This window comes from Flavobacterium cyanobacteriorum, assembly GCF_002251835.1.
In the GTDB taxonomy this organism is placed as follows: domain Bacteria; phylum Bacteroidota; class Bacteroidia; order Flavobacteriales; family Flavobacteriaceae; genus Flavobacterium; species Flavobacterium cyanobacteriorum.
Map to the genome: position 1 here is coordinate 1 of NZ_NOXV01000222.1, position 17181 is coordinate 17181.

At 42.8% G+C, this 17181-nt stretch carries 17 protein-coding genes; 10 read left to right on the forward strand and 7 right to left on the reverse strand.

The annotated features are described in order from the left end of the window. Positions 1 to 64 precede the first annotated feature (64 nt). From CHU92_RS05485 to CHU92_RS05495, 3 genes are read left to right on the forward strand one after another with little or no spacing between them, the layout of a single operon-like run. Positions 65 to 1339, forward strand: a complete 1275-nt coding sequence (locus CHU92_RS05485) for a DNA cytosine methyltransferase (protein WP_094413398.1) — start codon at positions 65 to 67, stop codon at positions 1337 to 1339. Further along, a complete protein-coding gene (locus CHU92_RS05490) occupies positions 1332 to 2654 on the forward strand; it encodes a hypothetical protein (protein WP_094413400.1) in 1323 nt (440 codons plus the stop codon). The genes CHU92_RS05485 and CHU92_RS05490 overlap by 8 nt, the downstream gene beginning before the upstream one ends. Position 2655: 1 nt before the next feature. Beyond that, the gene (locus CHU92_RS05495) at positions 2656 to 3000 is read left to right on the forward strand and encodes a hypothetical protein (RefSeq protein ID WP_094413402.1); all 345 of its coding nucleotides are present in this window, start codon (positions 2656 to 2658) and stop codon (positions 2998 to 3000) included. 331 nt (positions 3001 to 3331) lie between these two features. On the opposite strand, the gene lepA is transcribed toward CHU92_RS05495, so the two are convergent. From lepA to CHU92_RS05530, 7 genes are all read right to left on the reverse strand, one after another. After that, a complete protein-coding gene (lepA, locus tag CHU92_RS05500; RefSeq protein WP_094413404.1) occupies positions 3332 to 5128 on the reverse strand; it encodes a translation elongation factor 4 in 1797 nt (598 codons plus the stop codon). A 184-nt stretch (positions 5129 to 5312) separates the two neighbouring features. Next, positions 5313 to 6089: a Bax inhibitor-1/YccA family protein gene (locus CHU92_RS05505; protein ID WP_094413406.1), complete on the reverse strand. Its 777-nt coding sequence runs from the start codon at positions 6087 to 6089 to the stop codon at positions 5313 to 5315. Between the two features lie 45 nt (positions 6090 to 6134). Beyond that, positions 6135 to 7565 carry a pyruvate kinase gene (gene pyk / locus CHU92_RS05510; protein WP_094413408.1) on the reverse strand — a complete coding sequence of 477 codons (1431 nt, stop codon included), beginning with the start codon at positions 7563 to 7565 and terminating at the stop codon, positions 6135 to 6137. 4 nt (positions 7566 to 7569) lie between these two features. Next, on the reverse strand, positions 7570 to 8034 hold the full coding sequence (locus CHU92_RS05515) for an IPExxxVDY family protein (protein WP_207759813.1): 465 nt from the start codon (positions 8032 to 8034) through the stop codon (positions 7570 to 7572). 130 nt (positions 8035 to 8164) lie between these two features. After that, positions 8165 to 8905: a ribonuclease III gene (gene rnc / locus CHU92_RS05520; RefSeq protein ID WP_094413413.1), complete on the reverse strand. Its 741-nt coding sequence runs from the start codon at positions 8903 to 8905 to the stop codon at positions 8165 to 8167. Positions 8906 to 8914: 9 nt separating this feature from the next. Beyond that, entirely contained in the window at positions 8915 to 10168 is a 1254-nt protein-coding gene (fabF, locus tag CHU92_RS05525; RefSeq protein WP_094413415.1) for a beta-ketoacyl-ACP synthase II, read from the reverse strand. A gap of 196 nt (positions 10169 to 10364) precedes the next feature. Beyond that, complete coding sequence (locus CHU92_RS05530; RefSeq protein WP_019037482.1) at positions 10365 to 10601, reverse strand: acyl carrier protein; 237 nt, start codon at positions 10599 to 10601, stop codon at positions 10365 to 10367. Between the two features lie 168 nt (positions 10602 to 10769). On the opposite strand from CHU92_RS05530, the gene purN reads away from it, so the two are divergent. The 7 genes from purN (at position 10770) to CHU92_RS05565 (ending at position 17051) form a co-directional block, all read left to right on the forward strand. Next, positions 10770 to 11339, forward strand: coding sequence for a phosphoribosylglycinamide formyltransferase (gene purN, locus CHU92_RS05535; protein WP_094413417.1), 570 nt, complete (start codon positions 10770 to 10772; stop codon positions 11337 to 11339). A gap of 123 nt (positions 11340 to 11462) precedes the next feature. Beyond that, positions 11463 to 11939 carry a ribonuclease HI gene (gene rnhA / locus CHU92_RS05540; protein ID WP_094413419.1) on the forward strand — a complete coding sequence of 159 codons (477 nt, stop codon included), beginning with the start codon at positions 11463 to 11465 and terminating at the stop codon, positions 11937 to 11939. 339 nt (positions 11940 to 12278) lie between these two features. Then, positions 12279 to 13514 carry a dicarboxylate/amino acid:cation symporter gene (locus CHU92_RS05545; protein WP_094413421.1) on the forward strand — a complete coding sequence of 412 codons (1236 nt, stop codon included), beginning with the start codon at positions 12279 to 12281 and terminating at the stop codon, positions 13512 to 13514. 19 nt (positions 13515 to 13533) lie between these two features. Next, complete coding sequence (locus tag CHU92_RS05550; RefSeq protein ID WP_094413423.1) at positions 13534 to 14265, forward strand: DedA family protein; 732 nt, start codon at positions 13534 to 13536, stop codon at positions 14263 to 14265. After that, on the forward strand, positions 14262 to 15374 hold the full coding sequence (locus CHU92_RS05555) for an NAD(P)/FAD-dependent oxidoreductase (protein WP_094413425.1): 1113 nt from the start codon (positions 14262 to 14264) through the stop codon (positions 15372 to 15374). Before CHU92_RS05550 ends, CHU92_RS05555 begins: the two co-directional genes overlap by 4 nt. A 52-nt stretch (positions 15375 to 15426) precedes the next feature. Next, complete coding sequence (mtgA, locus tag CHU92_RS05560; RefSeq protein ID WP_094413427.1) at positions 15427 to 16101, forward strand: monofunctional biosynthetic peptidoglycan transglycosylase; 675 nt, start codon at positions 15427 to 15429, stop codon at positions 16099 to 16101. Continuing rightward, positions 16101 to 17051, forward strand: a complete 951-nt coding sequence (locus CHU92_RS05565) for a lipid A deacylase LpxR family protein (protein WP_094413429.1) — start codon at positions 16101 to 16103, stop codon at positions 17049 to 17051. The genes mtgA and CHU92_RS05565 overlap by 1 nt, the downstream gene beginning before the upstream one ends. Positions 17052 to 17181 lie beyond the last annotated feature (130 nt).

The window sequence follows — 17181 nt, forward strand, 5'->3', positions numbered from 1 at the left end:
AAAACTAACCATTCTTTTTTTTATTGTTTAGGACGCTATTGATTTTTGTTTAATAATTTAGTGCATGTACAAAGAGAATACAGATATCAATAACTTTATTGAAGAGCCACAAATATCACTGGATTTTGAAGCAAAAAGAGATGTGCAACCCATTCAAGAAACCTACAAAGTGGTTTCACTTTTTAGTGGGTGCGGAGGACTGGATTTAGGTTTTTGCGGAAATTTTGTATTTAAAGAACGATATTATAACAAAAACAAATTTGAAATAGTTTTTTCAAACGATATTGATCCTGCAGCGGAATATGTTTATAATTCAAACTACGAGTTCTTTAATCATAAACTTAGTTGTAACGATATTAAAAATATTGACGTTAATTTAATTCCCCAATTTGATGTCTTATTAGCAGGATTTCCTTGTCAACCTTTTTCAAATGCAGGACTTCGTAAGGGTATAAATGATGAGCGAGGAAGTTTATTTGAAGAATGTGAAAAAATTTTACTCCATGCTGTACAAAGTGATCATAAACCGAAAGCGTTTATTTTTGAAAATGTTAAAGGTATAATGTCTTCAAAAATGGCTGACGGGACATCTATTCCTGATGAAATTGTAAAAAGGACTGAGAAACTAGGCTTTAAAACATCATATAAGCTTCTTAAAACAAGTAATTATGGTGTACCGTCGAATAGACATCGTTTAATTATTGTAGGTATAAGAGAAGATTTTGGTTATTTTGACTATAATTTACTTGACAATATTGTAGCTAATTATAATTTACCTAATGAAACTTCAAATCCTTATGAATTATATTTAGGTTCAGCTATTTGTGATATTCCAATTAATGCACCACAGTCAAATGATTATTGGAAATATTCCCCTGGAGGTCAATATATGGTTGACAAGATTGGGCCATGTATTGATGGAAAAGATGCGTTAGAAAAATTTAAGGCTAAAACTCCATTATCTAAAATTAGTCCTACTATATCAAAAGGAAAATCATGGAAAAGTATGAATCCAGACGATATGTCTGAAAGGTTTAGGAAGATTTGGGATAATCCTAAAAAATACCATGCTCCAAATTTTTACAGAAGATTTGCTTTAGGAGAGATAAATGGGACCATTACCGCTTCTGCCCAACCTGAAAATTGTGGAATAACACATCCTTTTGAGAACAGACGCTTTACAATTAGAGAAATTGCAAGAATTCAATCATTTCCTGATGATTTTCAATTTCCTTATAAGAGTATTGCTCATGCATATAAAGTCATTGGTAATGCTGTACCTCCGGTATTTGCATGGGTAATTGCTCAAGCTTTGACTAAGCATTTGGAAAATGAGTGATGTAAATCATATTAAAGTATATTTATTGGGTCTTCTTGTCGGTGGCGGCAAGATTGACAAAGATACTTTTTTAATTGATCTTCCTTTTAAGAAGTGGGGAATGGAACCCACTCGAATGAATACTATTGCTGTTGATATCCTTACAAAAATTTGCGAATATTTTCATTTTACCTATAAGTTTAATGTGACATATGAAATTGGAAATGGAAAGTGGCTAATAAAGCCAATCAAAAATTCTAATATATCTGTATTATTAGATGATCTTAAATTTTTTGGACTTCCTACCGAAGGCTTTATACTATCGAAGACAGATTTAACAGAAATAAAACTAAAGTTGAAAGGAATCAATGTTGAAAGTTTTTTATCGGGAATTTTTGATACTCGCGCTAGTGTAACTTTGTCTCATAGACGATTTACTGGCAATGCTCCGGTTGTATCTGTCGAAATACCCGGAAGCACTAGAAATTTTCTCTTCGTACTGCAACTTTGTTCTTGGCTTACAGATTTAGGTTCTGTTACAGATCAAATTTTATATAATCATCCAAATCAACATGCGGCATCTGATCCCAATTATAATGGTTGGAAAAAAGGCTTCAAAATACGCTTCTTGGTTAAGTCATTTTTGGCCAACTACTCTTTTGCTCTTCAAGCTAAATCCCATGATGTAATTTATATTGAAAAAAAACAAAACAAGGAGGAACAAGTTCCTTGCCACTTGAGGAAGCTTCGTCAGCCGAGCTCAATAACGATACATGCTGATCAAAATTCACGTGAACTTCCAGAAGAGGTAAGAAATAAAATTTTTTTTCATTATCACCATTTCTGTGCCGTTCTTGGATGTCCGCATGCTCCAGTCAAAGAAATTGAGGAATTAATATTGCGAAGGCATACATTGATTAATTTTTTTCCAAAATTATCAAAGGGTTTATCAATAAATTTATTAGAAGGCCTAAACAATATTAAAGAAAAATATTTCCCTAAATCTGACCTTTTTACAAAAAACATTACAGTTAATGAGTTAATTACTAACGATGCTTTTAAAAACTATAGTGGCATACGGCAAGGACTTGCATATATTTTTGCTGAGACTTTAAAGGGTAAACGACATAGCGGCTCAATGCAGGCTATTCTTGATTTACATTTAACTAAAGTTGTAAAAGTTACTTCAATAGGGGAAGGGTTAGTTGGACCTTTGTTAATTACTACTGAAACAACGGAAAGAGCTTTCTTATGTTCCTCTGTAAATGATAAACTTAATCAAGAACTTATTGATAAATATACAGAGGTTGATAATTACTCCATAAGAATTAAGTAATATGAATGAAGTTAGCTATTACCAAGAATTTTCAGAAAAATTCTCGACATATTTACAGTCATATTTGCCTAATGACTTCAAAATTTATTTTTCTATAAATAAAACATTAGATGCAATAATTTCAGAGCTTGAGTTATTATCTGGAACTGTAATTAAAGAGCAAGGGGCATATGTTCCTAAACTTAAAGTTGATATTGTGTTTGCAATAGTTAATGCAGCAAATGAAACACGTTTAATTCTTATAGAAGCTAAATATCTTAGTCAATTAAGCTTAAAGGACTATTCTCAATTAGTAGGATACTTACAAGTTGCTAAAACTATTAATAGGATTACTTTTATTAATTAAGAAAGGACTTTCCTATAGTAAGCTTTCGAATGATTTTCAGGAAATCATTCGTTTAAAGAAGCTTCCAATGGATTGGTATATAAATTTGTGGAAAGTTAATGAGCAGTATAACTTGAGAACGGGAATTATACATTATGTTCCAGGTAATGGAATTGATTGGTTAGACACAGATGATATAAATGGGATATCATCTTTTAGTGAAATAGTTAGGGCTTTAAATTTATAATTTATGCATGCTATTTATATAAATAAAAACCCGTCACATCACTGCAACGGGTCTATTATCTATCATCTATTATCTTACTCGTTCCCCCTTCGGGGGTTAGGGGGCTTAGTCATTCAGCTTCAGCACCGCCATAAAGGCCTGCTGCGGTATCTCTACATTGCCCACCTGGCGCATACGCTTTTTACCCGCTTTCTGCTTTTCAAGCAGCTTCCGCTTCCGCGATATGTCACCACCGTAACACTTGGCCGTAACGTCCTTACGCAGGGCCTTAATGGTTTCGCGTGCAATAATTTTGGCGCCTATGGCCGCCTGTATCGGTATATCAAACTGCTGGCGCGGTATAAGTTCTTTCAGCTTCTCGCACATCTTCTTGCCAATGTTGTAGGCGTTGTCCTCGTGTATCAGGGCGCTCAGGGCATCAACGTTGTTGCCGTTCAGCAGCACGTCAAGGCGCACCAGTTTTGATTTACGCATGCCTATAGGGTGGTAGTCAAACGAGGCGTAGCCTTTACTCACCGTTTTCAGCCTGTCATAAAAATCGAATACAATTTCGGCCAGCGGCATGTCGAAGGTCAGCTCCACACGCTCGGTAGTCAGGTAGCTCTGGTTGGTAATAATGCCGCGCTTATCAATACACAGGCTCATTACCTGGCCTACAAACTCACTTTTGGTTATTATTGTAGCCTTTATGTACGGCTCCTCTACACGATCAAGCTTGCTTGGCTCGGGCAGGTCGCTCGGGTTGTTTACAATTAATTGTGCTTCGGGGTCTTTTTTCGTGTAGGCGTAGTACGATACGTTAGGAACGGTAGTAATAACCGTCATGTTGAACTCGCGTTCCAGGCGCTCCTGTATGATCTCCATGTGCAGCATGCCCAGGAACCCGCAGCGGAAACCAAAGCCCAGTGCCGCCGAGCTTTCGGCTGTAAACACCAGCGAGGCGTCGTTCAGCTGCAGCTTTTCCATACTGTTGCGCAGTTCTTCGTAGTCTTCGGTATCTACCGGGTAAATACCCGCAAATACCATCGGCTTAACGTTCTCAAAGCCTTCAATCATATTGGTAGTAGGCGTTTTGGCATCGGTAATAGTGTCGCCCACTTTTACCTCACGCGCTTCCTTAATACCCGAAATAAGGTAACCTACATCACCCGTGCCTATGGTTTGCTTGGGCACCTGGTTCAGTTTCAGCGTGCCTATCTCATCGGCAAAATATTCCTTGCACGTAGCCATAAACTTAATCTTCTGGCCTTTGCTTATGGAGCCGTTCACTACCCGGAAAATAACCTCTATTCCACGGAACGGGTTATACACCGAGTCGAATATAAGTGCCTGCAGCGGCTCTTCAGGGCTTCCCTTAGGCGGCGGGATGCGCTCTATAATGGCTTCGAGTATCTTATCTACCCCAAAACCGGTTTTACCGCTCGCCGGGATTATCTCCTCCAGTTTGCAGCCCAAAAGGTCCACAATATCATCGCTCACCTCTTCAGGCTTGGCACTGGGCAGGTCAACTTTGTTCAGTACCGGGATAATTTCCAGGTCGTTCTCCAGCGCCAGGTACAGGTTGCTTATGGTTTGCGCCTGTATGCTCTGTGCAGCATCTACAATAAGCAATGCACCTTCGCAGGCCGCTATAGACCGCGACACCTCATACGAAAAATCCACGTGCCCGGGAGTGTCAATAAGGTTCAGTATATATTGTTCGCCCTTGTAGGTATATTCCATCTGTATGGCGTGGCTTTTTATGGTAATGCCGCGCTCGCGCTCCAGGTCCATGTTGTCCAGCAGCTGTGCCTGCTGTTCGCGGGCAGTTACGGTTTGTGTGGCATCAAGCAGCCTGTCGGCCAGGGTACTTTTACCGTGGTCAATGTGGGCAATAATGCAAAAATTCCTAATATGCTTCATCTTCGTCTAATATCAATTTTGGGCGTGTGCGCTGCACCGGGCTATACGCGGTGCACGGCACCCTGCTGCTATCCCTCACGCGGGTAGTACACGTAAAGGTAACTAATTTACCCGGCACCAATTACATGGCTGCAAAAATAAACAAAAAAGCCACCTGATGGGCGGCTTTTTACAGGTATCTTTTTTAATCCCTGCTCGACAGCTTCGACAGCAGCCTGAGGAATTCTACATAAAGCCAGACAAGTGTAATTATCAGCCCCATAGCACCAAACCATTCCATGTACTTCGGCAGCCTGCGCTGTGCGCCCTGCTCAATGAAATCAAAATCAAGGAACAGGTTAAGCGCGGCCAGTATTATTACAAATATGCTAAAGCCTATGCTTATTAACGAATTGCCATGATGAAAAAGCTTTATACCTCCTAAGAAACTAAATCCCATAGAGATTAAGTAGTATGTAAAAACCGCCATCGTAGCAGCTATAATTACAGATTTTAATTGTTCGGTAACCTTTACTACCTTAAAGCGGTAAAGTGCAAAACAAACAATGAAGGTAACAAGGGTTGCACCAACTGCCTGTAGTACAATACCCGGGTACATATATTCCATCTTTAAAGAAATACCTCCTATAAAAACTCCTTCAAGCAAAGAAAAAACCGGCGCAATGATTGCAGAATATTGAGGCTTAAAGCCTGCTATAATACTTAATACTAGCGCTGAAAGCCCGCCGCTGATAGTAACAGCATATATATTTAAATCCTGCGTAAGCAGAAAATAAACTGTTGTGAATGCACTGGTTAATAGCAAAAAGAAAAGCGCAAGGCACTTGTCCATGGTACTACGCACAGTCATAGTGTTGTTATAATCTATAATGTTTACGTGGTTGCCATCGGCATCCTGTGCGGTAGTGGTTTTAGTAAAGGCTTTATTACTTAAAAACGGGTTGTTTGATTTTAGATTCATAGTACAGATTTGGTTTGCTCAAATATATGAAAACGATAGTTATATTTATACTATTTCAGAAACCCTCAGGGTATTAACCATCCCTTTTTCGATAACAGGCATCGCGGCAAGGTTTATAACCATGTCACCTTTTTCCACATAGCCCATTTCTTTGGCGGCTTCATTAATGTCATCAACGGTTTCATCTGTGCTGAGGAACTTGTCGTAGTAAAATGAACTTACCCCCCACAGCAGGTTCATTTGCGTAAGGATCTTCCTGTTTGACGTAAACACCAGTATATGGGCGTTTGGCCTCCATGCCGAAATCTGGAAGGCGGTGTAGCCACTGTTGGTAAGGGTAGTTATGGCCTTGGCCTTAATCACATTAGCCATTTGTGTGGCGTGGTAGCAAATGGATTTAGTAATGAAGCGCTTAGTGCGTACCTGCGGCGTATTTTGCGGCACGGTAATCAGCGGCGAATCTTCAACTGCCTCAATTATCTGTGTCATTTTTTCAATAACCTGCACCGGGTAGTTCCCTACTGAGGTCTCTCCTGACAGCATAACTGCATCTGCCCCGTCCATTACCGAGTTGGCTACGTCATTCACCTCCGCCCTAGTCGGGGTAAGGCTGGTGATCATGGTTTCCATCATCTGCGTGGCAATTATAACAGGTATACGGGCGGTTTTGGCACGGTTTACCAGCTTTTTCTGGATGAGGGGCACTTCCTGTGCAGGCACTTCCACACCCAGGTCGCCCCGCGCTACCATAAGCCCGTCACAAAAAGCAACAATTTTATCAATGTTCTCAACAGCCTCAGGTTTTTCTATTTTGGCTATTATTGGTATTTTATGGTCGGAATGCTGTGCTATAAGGTCCTGCAGGTCCTCCAGGTCTTTCGGTGTCCTTACGAACGAGAGCGCAATCCAGTCTACTTCTTCCTTAATGGCAAAAATGGCATCCTTAATGTCTTTTTGTGTAAGGGCCGGCAGTGAAACCTTTGTATTGGGAAGGTTAACCCCTTTTTTAGATTTTAATGGGCCTCCCTGTATCACTATGGCTTTTACCTCATCGCGCCTGTTGGTTTCAAGCACTTCAAAAATTAGTTTGCCATCATCCAGGAGTATCCTCTCGCCGGGGTTAACATCGTTTGGGAACTCTTTGTAGTTCATGTAAACCTTTTCGGCTGTACCCGGTATATCTTCTGCCGTGGTAAACGTAATCATGTCACCGCGGTTAACGACAACATCTTCTTTCATGACCCCTACCCTAAGCTTGGGGCCCTGCAGGTCGGCCAGTATGGATGTGTTATAGCCGAACTCCTCATTAAGCCCCCTTATGATATCTATCCTTTCTTTAACATCGGTATAATCAGCATGCGAAAAATTAATACGGAACACGTTTACACCTGCATCAATCATATCTTTTATTACTTCCCTTGTGCTACAGGCGGGGCCTAGTGTGGCTACAATTTTAGTTTTCTTTCTTGTTGGCATTCTGTTAAAAAATTAAATTGTTTTTTGATTTAAGTTTATGATGGTCAACAGCATACGCTGTGGTTATGTGCTTTATACCCAGCAGTCGGTCTACAAGCTGTTGCGGGTCCACGGCCGGGTTATCTATTTTAAGTATATAATCCACTTTTTTCATTTCGGGCAGCAGGTACACGTTTGTGGTAGCGGTGTAGGCAGTACTGCCAAATAAAGAACCTGTATCGTTTTTTTGAAGGATTTCTGCCTTGTTTTTGTTCTGGATGAATGTCCACAGGGTATCGCTGGCAGAATCTTCAAAACTGAAGCGGGAAAGCCATCCTTCGCCTCCCCTGGCCTTAACGCCAATACTTTCATCGTGCTTTTCCAGAAGTATCTCCAGTTCGCGGTTTATGAAATAGGCCAGACGGTAATCATCAAGCGATGAGTGTATTGCAATCAATTTAAAATCGATTGTTACAAATTCGTCTATCATTAACTTATGGACAGCCATTGTTAAGCAAATAAGCCGTAAATATACTACATATAACCTATATAAAAACAGCCACAAAATTAAGTTTACACTAAATTATCAGCGAAAACGTTTTAGTTGCTGAGAAGTTGATTTATTTTTTGTTAATTTTTTCCTGAAAAGCAAAATAAGCCCTTTGCGAAGCTTTTTCTTCGGCCTTCTTTTTGGAAGTAGCCCTTGCCTTGGCCACTATTTTACCATCAATCCTCAGCCTGACACCAAAATATTTCTGGCCTTCCATGCCGTTATCTTCATACACTTCATAGCTAAAAGGTTTTTTTTCTTTTTGGCACCATTCAATCAGCAGGCTCTTATAGCTGATAACCTTTCCTTCAAGCTTGGCTATATCCACGTAAGGTATGATCACCTTCTTGTTAATGAATTTTTCGCAGTAAGTAAAACCCCTGTCAAGGTATATGGCACCTATAAGCGCCTCAAAAAGGTTGCCGTGGATGTTTTCCCCGAAATGCTGTGCCGACACCTTGCTTTCCACCCATTTGATCAGGTTAAGGTCGCGGCCCAGCTCATTGAGGTGCTCTCGGCTCACAATCTTTGAGCGCATTTTGGTAAGGTAGCCTTCATCCCCTGCCGGAACTTCGTTAAACAGGTGCGCCGCTATAACCGAGCCCAGCATGGCATCCCCCAAAAACTCGAGACGCTCATAGTTTACAGGGTGGCCTTTATCATCTGTCTTGTTGCTCGAGCGGTGGGTAAACGCCCGGCGGTAATGGTCGAGCTCCATAGGCTTGAAGCCCAGTATCTTCTGCATCTGAGTAAAAAAAATCCCGTCTTCAGGAGAACGGGATTTTGTAAATATTTTTTTTATAATACCCATAACAAGATATTATATTTCGAGTTTCTTTACAAGCACGCATGCATTATGGCCGCCAAACCCAAAGGTGTTGCTCATCACTACCTTCATATCCCTTTTCTGGGCTTTATTGAAGGTAAAATTAAGCTTAGGGTCTATGTTTTCATCATCTGTAAAGTGATTGATGGTAGGCGGCACTATACCATGCTTTATTGAAAGTATGGATGCTATGGCCTCAATGGCTCCGGCAGCCCCAAGCAGGTGCCCTGTCATTGATTTTGTAGAGTTCAGGTTCAGCGTGTAGGCATGTTCTCCAAACACTTCAAGGATTGCTTTAGATTCGGCAATGTCGCCCAGCGGTGTTGATGTACCGTGCATGTTAACGCCGTCAACATCCTGTGGTGTAAGGCCCGCATCCCTAAGGCAGTTCAGCATTACATTCCTGGCGCCAAGGCCTTCCGGGTGTGGTGCAGTTATGTGGTGGGCATCAGCGCTCATGCCGCCGCCGCCTATTTCGCAGTATATTTTGGCGCCACGCGCTACCGCATGCTCATATTCTTCCAGTATAATAGCGCCCGCCCCTTCGCCAAGCACAAAACCTTCACGGTTCTTGTCCATAGGGCGCGATGCGGTTTTAGGGTCGTCGTTGCGGGTGGAAAGGGCGTGCATGGCGTTAAAGCCACCCATACCGGCAATAGTTACAGCAGCCTCGCTGCCGCCAGTTACCATAACATCGGCATGCCCAAGGCGTATATAGTTAAAGGCGTCAATAAGGGCATTCGTAGATGAGGCGCAGGCGGAAACCGTTGTAAAGTTTGGCCCCCTGAAGCCGTATTTTATGGATATGTGGCCCCCGGCAATATCAGCAATCATTTTCGGGATGAAGAACGGGTTGAACTTTGGTGTCCCGTTACCGGAGGCAAAGTTCATAACTTCTTCCTGGAAAGTTTCAAGCCCGCCAATACCGGATCCCCATATAACGCCAACTTTATCTTTGTCAAGCTTGTCAAAATCAAACAAGGCGTCTTTTACGGCCTCTTCTGTAGAAACCAGGGCATACTGCGCGTAGCGGTCCATTTTCCTGGCTTCTTTTCTGTCTATAAAATCTTCAACATTGAAATTCTTTACTTCGCAGGCAAATTTTGTTTTGAAGTTAGTCGTATCAAAGTAGGTGATAGGGGCTGCACCGCTGACACCGTTAACAAGCCCGTTCCAGTATTCCTCAACAGTATTGCCAATCGGGGTAAGTGCGCCTAATCCGGTTACTACAACTCTTCTTAATTTCATAAATTCCTTTTATAGTTTCAGTTTATAGAAAAAAACCCATGTGTCTCTTGTATTGTAGCGTAAGAAAACATGGGCATATAATATTGTATGAATGATTTTATAAAATCCTTAAAGCCGTTCATTTGTTCAAAGCCATTATCTGATGGCAATAAATAATAACATCCATGCATTGCTTACATGGATGTCATATTATTTATTATTTTTTTGCTTCTTCAATGTAAGAGATAGCCTGGCCTACAGTAGATATGTTTTCAGCCTGATCATCCGGGATCTGAATATCAAATTCTTTTTCAAACTCCATGATAAGCTCAACAGTGTCTAGTGAATCAGCTCCCAAATCGTTAGTGAAGCTTGCCTCTGTTACAACCTCGTTCTCGTCAACACCTAATTTGTCTACGATAATAGCTTTTACTCTTGATGCAATGTCTGACATAATCTTTAATTTTAGAATTTAAATTGACGGCAAAAATAAAAAACTTTATTTTAAAACCGAGTTTTACCCAAAAAATGTGTGCACTAAATTAAAAAATTAATTTTATAAAAATATTAAACAGCCGATTATTATTCTTTTTTTTGCAGTACTGAAAACAAGGGGGTAAAGATGAAAAATATTATACTTTTTGCATCAGGCAGCGGCTCCAATGCGCAGCGGATAATGAATCATTTTAAAAATAATCCCGGGGCAGGAGTGGCAGCAGTTTTCACCAACAATGCTATGGCCGGCGTTATTGAAAAAGCGCAGGCTTACCATGTGCCTGCCGTTGTTTTTACCCGCGATGACCTTAACAGCGGCAGGGTGCTGGAGCAGGTAAGGGAATTTAACCCACACCTGATAGTGCTGGCGGGCTTCCTGTGGAAGTTCCCGTCTGATATAATAGCGGCCTACCCTGAAAAAATAGTTAATATACATCCTGCGCTGCTGCCTAAATATGGCGGAAAAGGCATGTACGGGATTAATGTACACCGTGCGGTACATGAAAATAAAGAGGCCGAAAGCGGCATAACTATCCATTATGTAAATGCTAATTATGATGAGGGTAATATCATATTCCAGCAAGCCGTAGCGGTTGATGATTGTGCCACGCCGGAAGAAGTAGCGGCCCGTGTGCTGGAGCTGGAACACCGGTATTTTTCTGAGGTGATTGAAAAGTTGCTTAAAGAGGATTTTTAGATTTTCAGACTGTTCGACTGCAAGACAGTTTAAATAATTAGCAGGTTTTGTGTCCTAAAATCTAAAAGTCTGATACTCTCCAAGTCCAATAATCAAACAATCTAAAATTCTAAGAATCTAACAATGCACACAGTCCACTTATATACCGATGGCGCGGCTAAGGGAAACCCCGGTCCGGGTGGCTATGGCGTGATACTGGAGCAGGCAGGCACCGGCTATCGTAAGGAGTTTTACGAAGGTTTCCGCCTTACTACCAATAACCGCATGGAACTGCTGGCAGTAATTGTAGGCCTGGAAAAGCTCACTAAACCAAATACTACTGTACTTGTTGTGTCGGATTCTAAGTATGTGGTTGACTCTGTTACCAAAGGATGGGTGTTCGGCTGGGAAAAAAAAGGCTTTGCAGGTAAAAAGAACCCTGACCTGTGGGTGCGTTTCCTGAAAATTTACCGCAGGCACAAGGTTGACTTTAAATGGATAAAAGGCCACAACAGCCACCCCCAGAACGAGCGTTGCGACCAGCTGGCCGTAATGGCTTCAACTATGCCTGATTTGCATGTAGATGCTTTTTATGAGCAGCAGGGGGAGACGTTGCTTTGATAAGTTGTACAACTTTATACCTAAAATAATTGCTATGCGGCCGGCGAAATTCCGCAATCTGGCTATGGGAAATTCTGAAAATGTTTTTTTCTGAGGTTAATACGAATGTGAGCACTTCTGATCCCATAGTAATTTGGCAGTTGCGTTAAACGCAATGTAAATTACTTAAGTTTATTTTTTTATAAAAATTTTATAAAATAAACATTACAATTGGCATGAATAAACTTTTTTATTTAGAAAATTGATAATTGAATATGTTATAACTACAGCTATTAATTCGCAGCAGCTGGGGCTGCTTTAAAAAAAAAGGGTTAATTTCACGGACTTAAAACCAAGCATGTGAAGAGCAATACTAAACTTTTTATAGCCATTATCGGGGGCCTTGTACTTGGCGTGCTTCTGGGGTGGTACGTTAACACCAACTACCTGCCGGCAGACGCGGCAGCATTTGCAAAAAAAATAAAGCTGCTGGGTACTATATTCATACGCCTCATCCAGATGATCATCGCGCCACTGGTTTTTTCTACACTGGTGGTGGGTATTGCAAAAATGGGTGACATGAGGATGGTAGGCCGCGTGGGAGGTAAAGCCCTTGGCTGGTTCGTCACCGCATCACTTATGTCGCTGCTGCTGGGTATGCTCCTGGTTAACTGGCTGCGGCCCGGTGATGGTATCGACAGGAGCCTTGCCAATGAAGATTCCGCAAAAGAACTGGTTGAAAAAACAGGCGATTTTTCATTAGAGCAGTTTGTGACCCATGTGGTGCCTAAAAGCCTGTTTGAAGCTATGGCTACTAATGAGATACTGCAGATAGTAATTTTTTCTATAATGTTTGGTATCGCACTGGCCTCTATGGGCGATTACTCAAAACCAATCATCAGGGCGCTTGATACCGTGTCACACGTAGTACTTAAAATAGTCGGCTATATCATGTGGGTAGCGCCGTTTGGCGTATTAGGCGCTGTAGCTGCAGCCATTGCCATATGGGGGCTTGGCATACTGGGCGTTTACATCAGTTACTTCGGTGCCTTCCTTTTAGGGATACTCCTGCTCTGGGCAATTTTGCTTTTTATAGGTTACCTCATTTTGGGCAAGAGGCTCTGGACATTGCTTAAGAGGCTTGCCAGCCCGCTGCTCATAGCATTTTCAACTACCAGCAGTGAAGCGGTTTTCCCTAAGCTGACCGAAGAGCTGGAGCGTTTTGGCGCCGATCCTAAAATCGTATCCTTCACGCTGCCCCTGGGCTACTCTTTTAACCTTGACGGCAGTATGATGTATATGACCTTTGCCAGCCTTTTTATAGCACAGGTTTACAATATTGATATGCCGCTGGAAAAACAGATACTTATGCTCCTGGTGCTTATGCTTACCAGCAAAGGTGTTGCGGGCGTACCCAGGGCATCGCTCATAGTGGTGGTGGCCACATGTGCCATGTTCGGCATACCGCCCGAAGGCATTGCGCTGATACTGCCTATTGACCACTTTTGCGATATGTTCCGCAGTGCAACCAATGTGCTGGGCAATGCACTGGCCACAACAGCGGTAGATAAATGGGAAAGAAACACTGAGAATTAATCAATCAAAATTAAATTATATGGACAGTTTCCACTGGACACAATTACTAAACCCTGAATTTTATATTACCCTCGAAATAGGCGGCGTACCTATTGGCCTATACGTGGTACTTTTCATTGTATTTGCCGAAACCGGCCTGTTTGCGGGGTTCTTCCTTCCGGGCGACAGCCTTTTGTTCCTTGCCGGCATTTACAGCGGTGAACTTATGTCAACTGTTATGCCGCTTGAAAGTGATTTTATGAATGTAACCCTACTTTCCATGCTGGTAGCCGCAGCAGGTATCGTGGGCAATTCATTTGGCTACTGGTTTGGTTTAAAAAGCGGCACGTACCTCTATACCCGCGAAGATTCCTTCTGGTTCAAAAAGAAATACCTTATACAGTCGCACGAATTTTTTGAAAAGCACGGTGGGCGCGCCATCATATTTGCACGGTTTATACCTGTTGTGCGCACTTTCGCCCCTATTATTGCAGGAATTGTAAAAATGGACAGGAAGAGGTTCATGTTCTTTAATGTGTTAAGTTCCTTTATGTGGGCATTCACGCTTATTTTTGCAGGACATTACCTCTACGAGTTTTTTCTTCAGAAGCTTAATATAGACCTTAAGGCATACATAGAATTTATTGTGCTGGGTATTGTTGCCATCACTACGATACCGGTATTGCTTAATGCTATTAAAGGCAAAAAAGTTACCGAGCAGGAAGCTGTGGAGGAGCTTGAAGACGGACAGGACAATAATCTGCCGGGATGAACCTGGGCTATTGGGAAATAAAAAGCTGGTTTACCAACATAGATTTTGCAGTTGTTGGTAGCGGTATAGTGGGGCTGCACGCGGCACTGCGCCTCAGGGAACGTTTCCCCGAAAGCAGGATACTGGTGCTGGAAAGGGGGCCTTTGCCACAGGGCGCCAGTACAAAAAATGCCGGTTTTGCCTGTTTCGGGAGCCTATCAGAAATTATTGACGACCTAAATAACCATACCGAAGAAGAGGTAATCGCGCTTATCCGTAAACGCTGGGAGGGCCTGCAGCTGCTTAGGCGCAGGCTGGGTGATGCTGCCATTGACCTGAAGCCTTACGGCGGCTATGAGCTTTTTTTAAAAGAAGACACTGCCGGCTATGAAGAGTGCCTGCGCCGAATGCCTTTTGTGAACGAATTGCTGAAACCGCTTTTTAAAACCGATGTATTTGCCCGGGAAGTGGACAGGTTTGGTTTTAAAGGCATACACGAATATCTTATCTTTAATCCATTTGAGGCGCAGATTGATACCGGCAGCATGATGCAGGCGCTGCTGAAAGAGGCGTTAAAACATGATATACTGGTGCTTAACGGGCAAACTGTTACAGCGTATCATGAAATGCAGGATTGTGTGCAGGTAAGCCTCGGTGATTTCAGCTTTTCAGCAAAAAAACTGCTGTTCGCTACCAACGGCTTTGCCACTTCAATTACCAACGGCGCCGTAATGCCTGCCAGGGCACAGGTACTTATAACAGAGCCGATAGCAGGGCTTGATATTAAAGGGACTTTCCATATTGACAGGGGTTATTATTATTTCCGGAATATTGACAACAGGATACTGCTGGGCGGTGCCCGCAACCTTGATTTTGAGGGTGAAACCACTACTGCTTTCGGTACTACAGATAGAATACAGGGCCGCCTTGAACAGGTGCTCAGGGAAATTATACTACCCGATACCGAATTTACCATTGCACATCGCTGGAGCGGTATTATGGGTATGGGCAGCCACAAAATGCCTGTGGTACAGCAGCTTTCAGAGCATGTTTATTGTGGTGTGCGCCTGGGTGGCATGGGCGTAGCCATTGGCAGCATTGTAGGCGCGGAACTGGCAGGGCTGGTTTAAAACAAATCAAGTAGAAATTATTATTAATTTTGCAGGCAATAATCAGGCAGGTATGTTCCGGAAAATCACCCGTTTTTTCTTAAAAATCATCCTTTGGTTCATAGTGCTTTCCGTGTTTTCGGTACTGCTGTTCCGCTGGGTGCCGGTGCCGATAACACCCCTTATGGTTTCGCGCTATTTTGAATATTGGGATGAAGAAAAAGTGGGCCTCAGTCACGACTGGGTACCGCTTGAGGACATTTCACCCAACCTCCAAAAAGCGGTTATTGCCAGCGAAGATGCTACTTTCCTTTCCCATCACGGTTTCGATTTTGATGCGATGTACAAAGCTTATAAGAACAACAAAAAAGGGCGAAAGATTAAAGGGGGCAGTACCATATCGCAGCAAACAGCTAAAAATGTTTTTTTATGGCAGGGCAGGAGCTATGTGCGCAAGGCATTAGAGGCTTATTTTACTTTTTTGATAGAAATGCTCTGGAGCAAGGAGCGCATTATGGAAGTATACCTTAACAGTATAGAAATGGGTAAGGGTGTGTACGGGGCGCAGGCCGCCGCGCAGCATTGGTACAAAAAAAGCGCTTCTTCCCTTACTAAGCAACAGGCTGCCGGCATTGCCGCTATTTTACCCAACCCCATCCGCTATAAAGCCGTTAATTCTTCGCCTTATATCCAGCGGAAGAAAAACAAGATTGTAAGGCTGATGCGGTACGTAAAGCTCGAGTACTGATGGCAAGGCTACTACTTATAGCAACGCTGCTGACTTACAATTTTGCTGCCGCGCAAAGGCCCTCTGAAATAGGTGTCATAACCGATAATGACCTGTATACTTCCTGGGAAAACGACCAGTATTATACCGCTGGCCTTGAGGTTTTTTACCGCTACCTCGGCACCCATTCCAACCCGAAGCTGGCTAAGCGCATAACCGAGTTCAGGATAGGGCAGTACATCTATAACCCGCAAACATCGCAGCCTAAAGACATCAACTACCATGACCGCCCTTTTGCCGGCTATCTTTTTGCGGAAGCAGGCATCAATAAGTTCTTCCTCAGCGAAGATGTGCTGAAGGTGAATTTTCAGATAGGGGTTGTAGGGCCGGAGTCGCAGGCGGAAGCCGTGCAGAAGGGCCTGCATTACCTCTTGGGCTATAAGCGGGTAAGGGGGTGGGAATATCAGATAAAAACCAATCCCGCCCTGCAGGCGGGTATGTTCTACAGCAAAAAGATTCTTAAAACACGCTTTTACCAAAAAACCGATGTGCACATTACTGCCGGCCTGGAGGCAGGGACGATATGGACGGGCGTTTCGGTAGGGGCGCTTGCCCGAGTAAGCCTTAAAGATATCCTACTGCCGGTGTATGACTCCAGCCTGTATGGTGCTGCCCTGGACAAAGACCCTGCAAAATACAAAGGCCGCAGGGAGTTTTACCTGTACTTCTGGCCGATGGTCAACTACCAGGCATATGATGCTACCATACAGGGCAGCCTTTTTAATGAAACAAGCCCGGTGACTTTTGGCCTCATACCCTTCCGCTTTAATGCCGAAGCAGGTATCAAATACAGGCGCAATAACTGGAACCTTTCCTACAGTTTCAACTACAGGGGCAAGGAACTATCCAACATAGTCATCACGGGCTACTACTATGGCTCCATATCAGTGTCGTATTTTTTGCATAAATAAAAGAAATTTAGAACCGGAACCCCTACATTTATTTTTTAGGAGCAGGTGACCCATGGTGCTCTTGCGGCGGCTTGGTCCTGCTGTCAGCTATATCTCCCCGCCGCAAAAGCGGGCGGCGGGGAGGATGCCG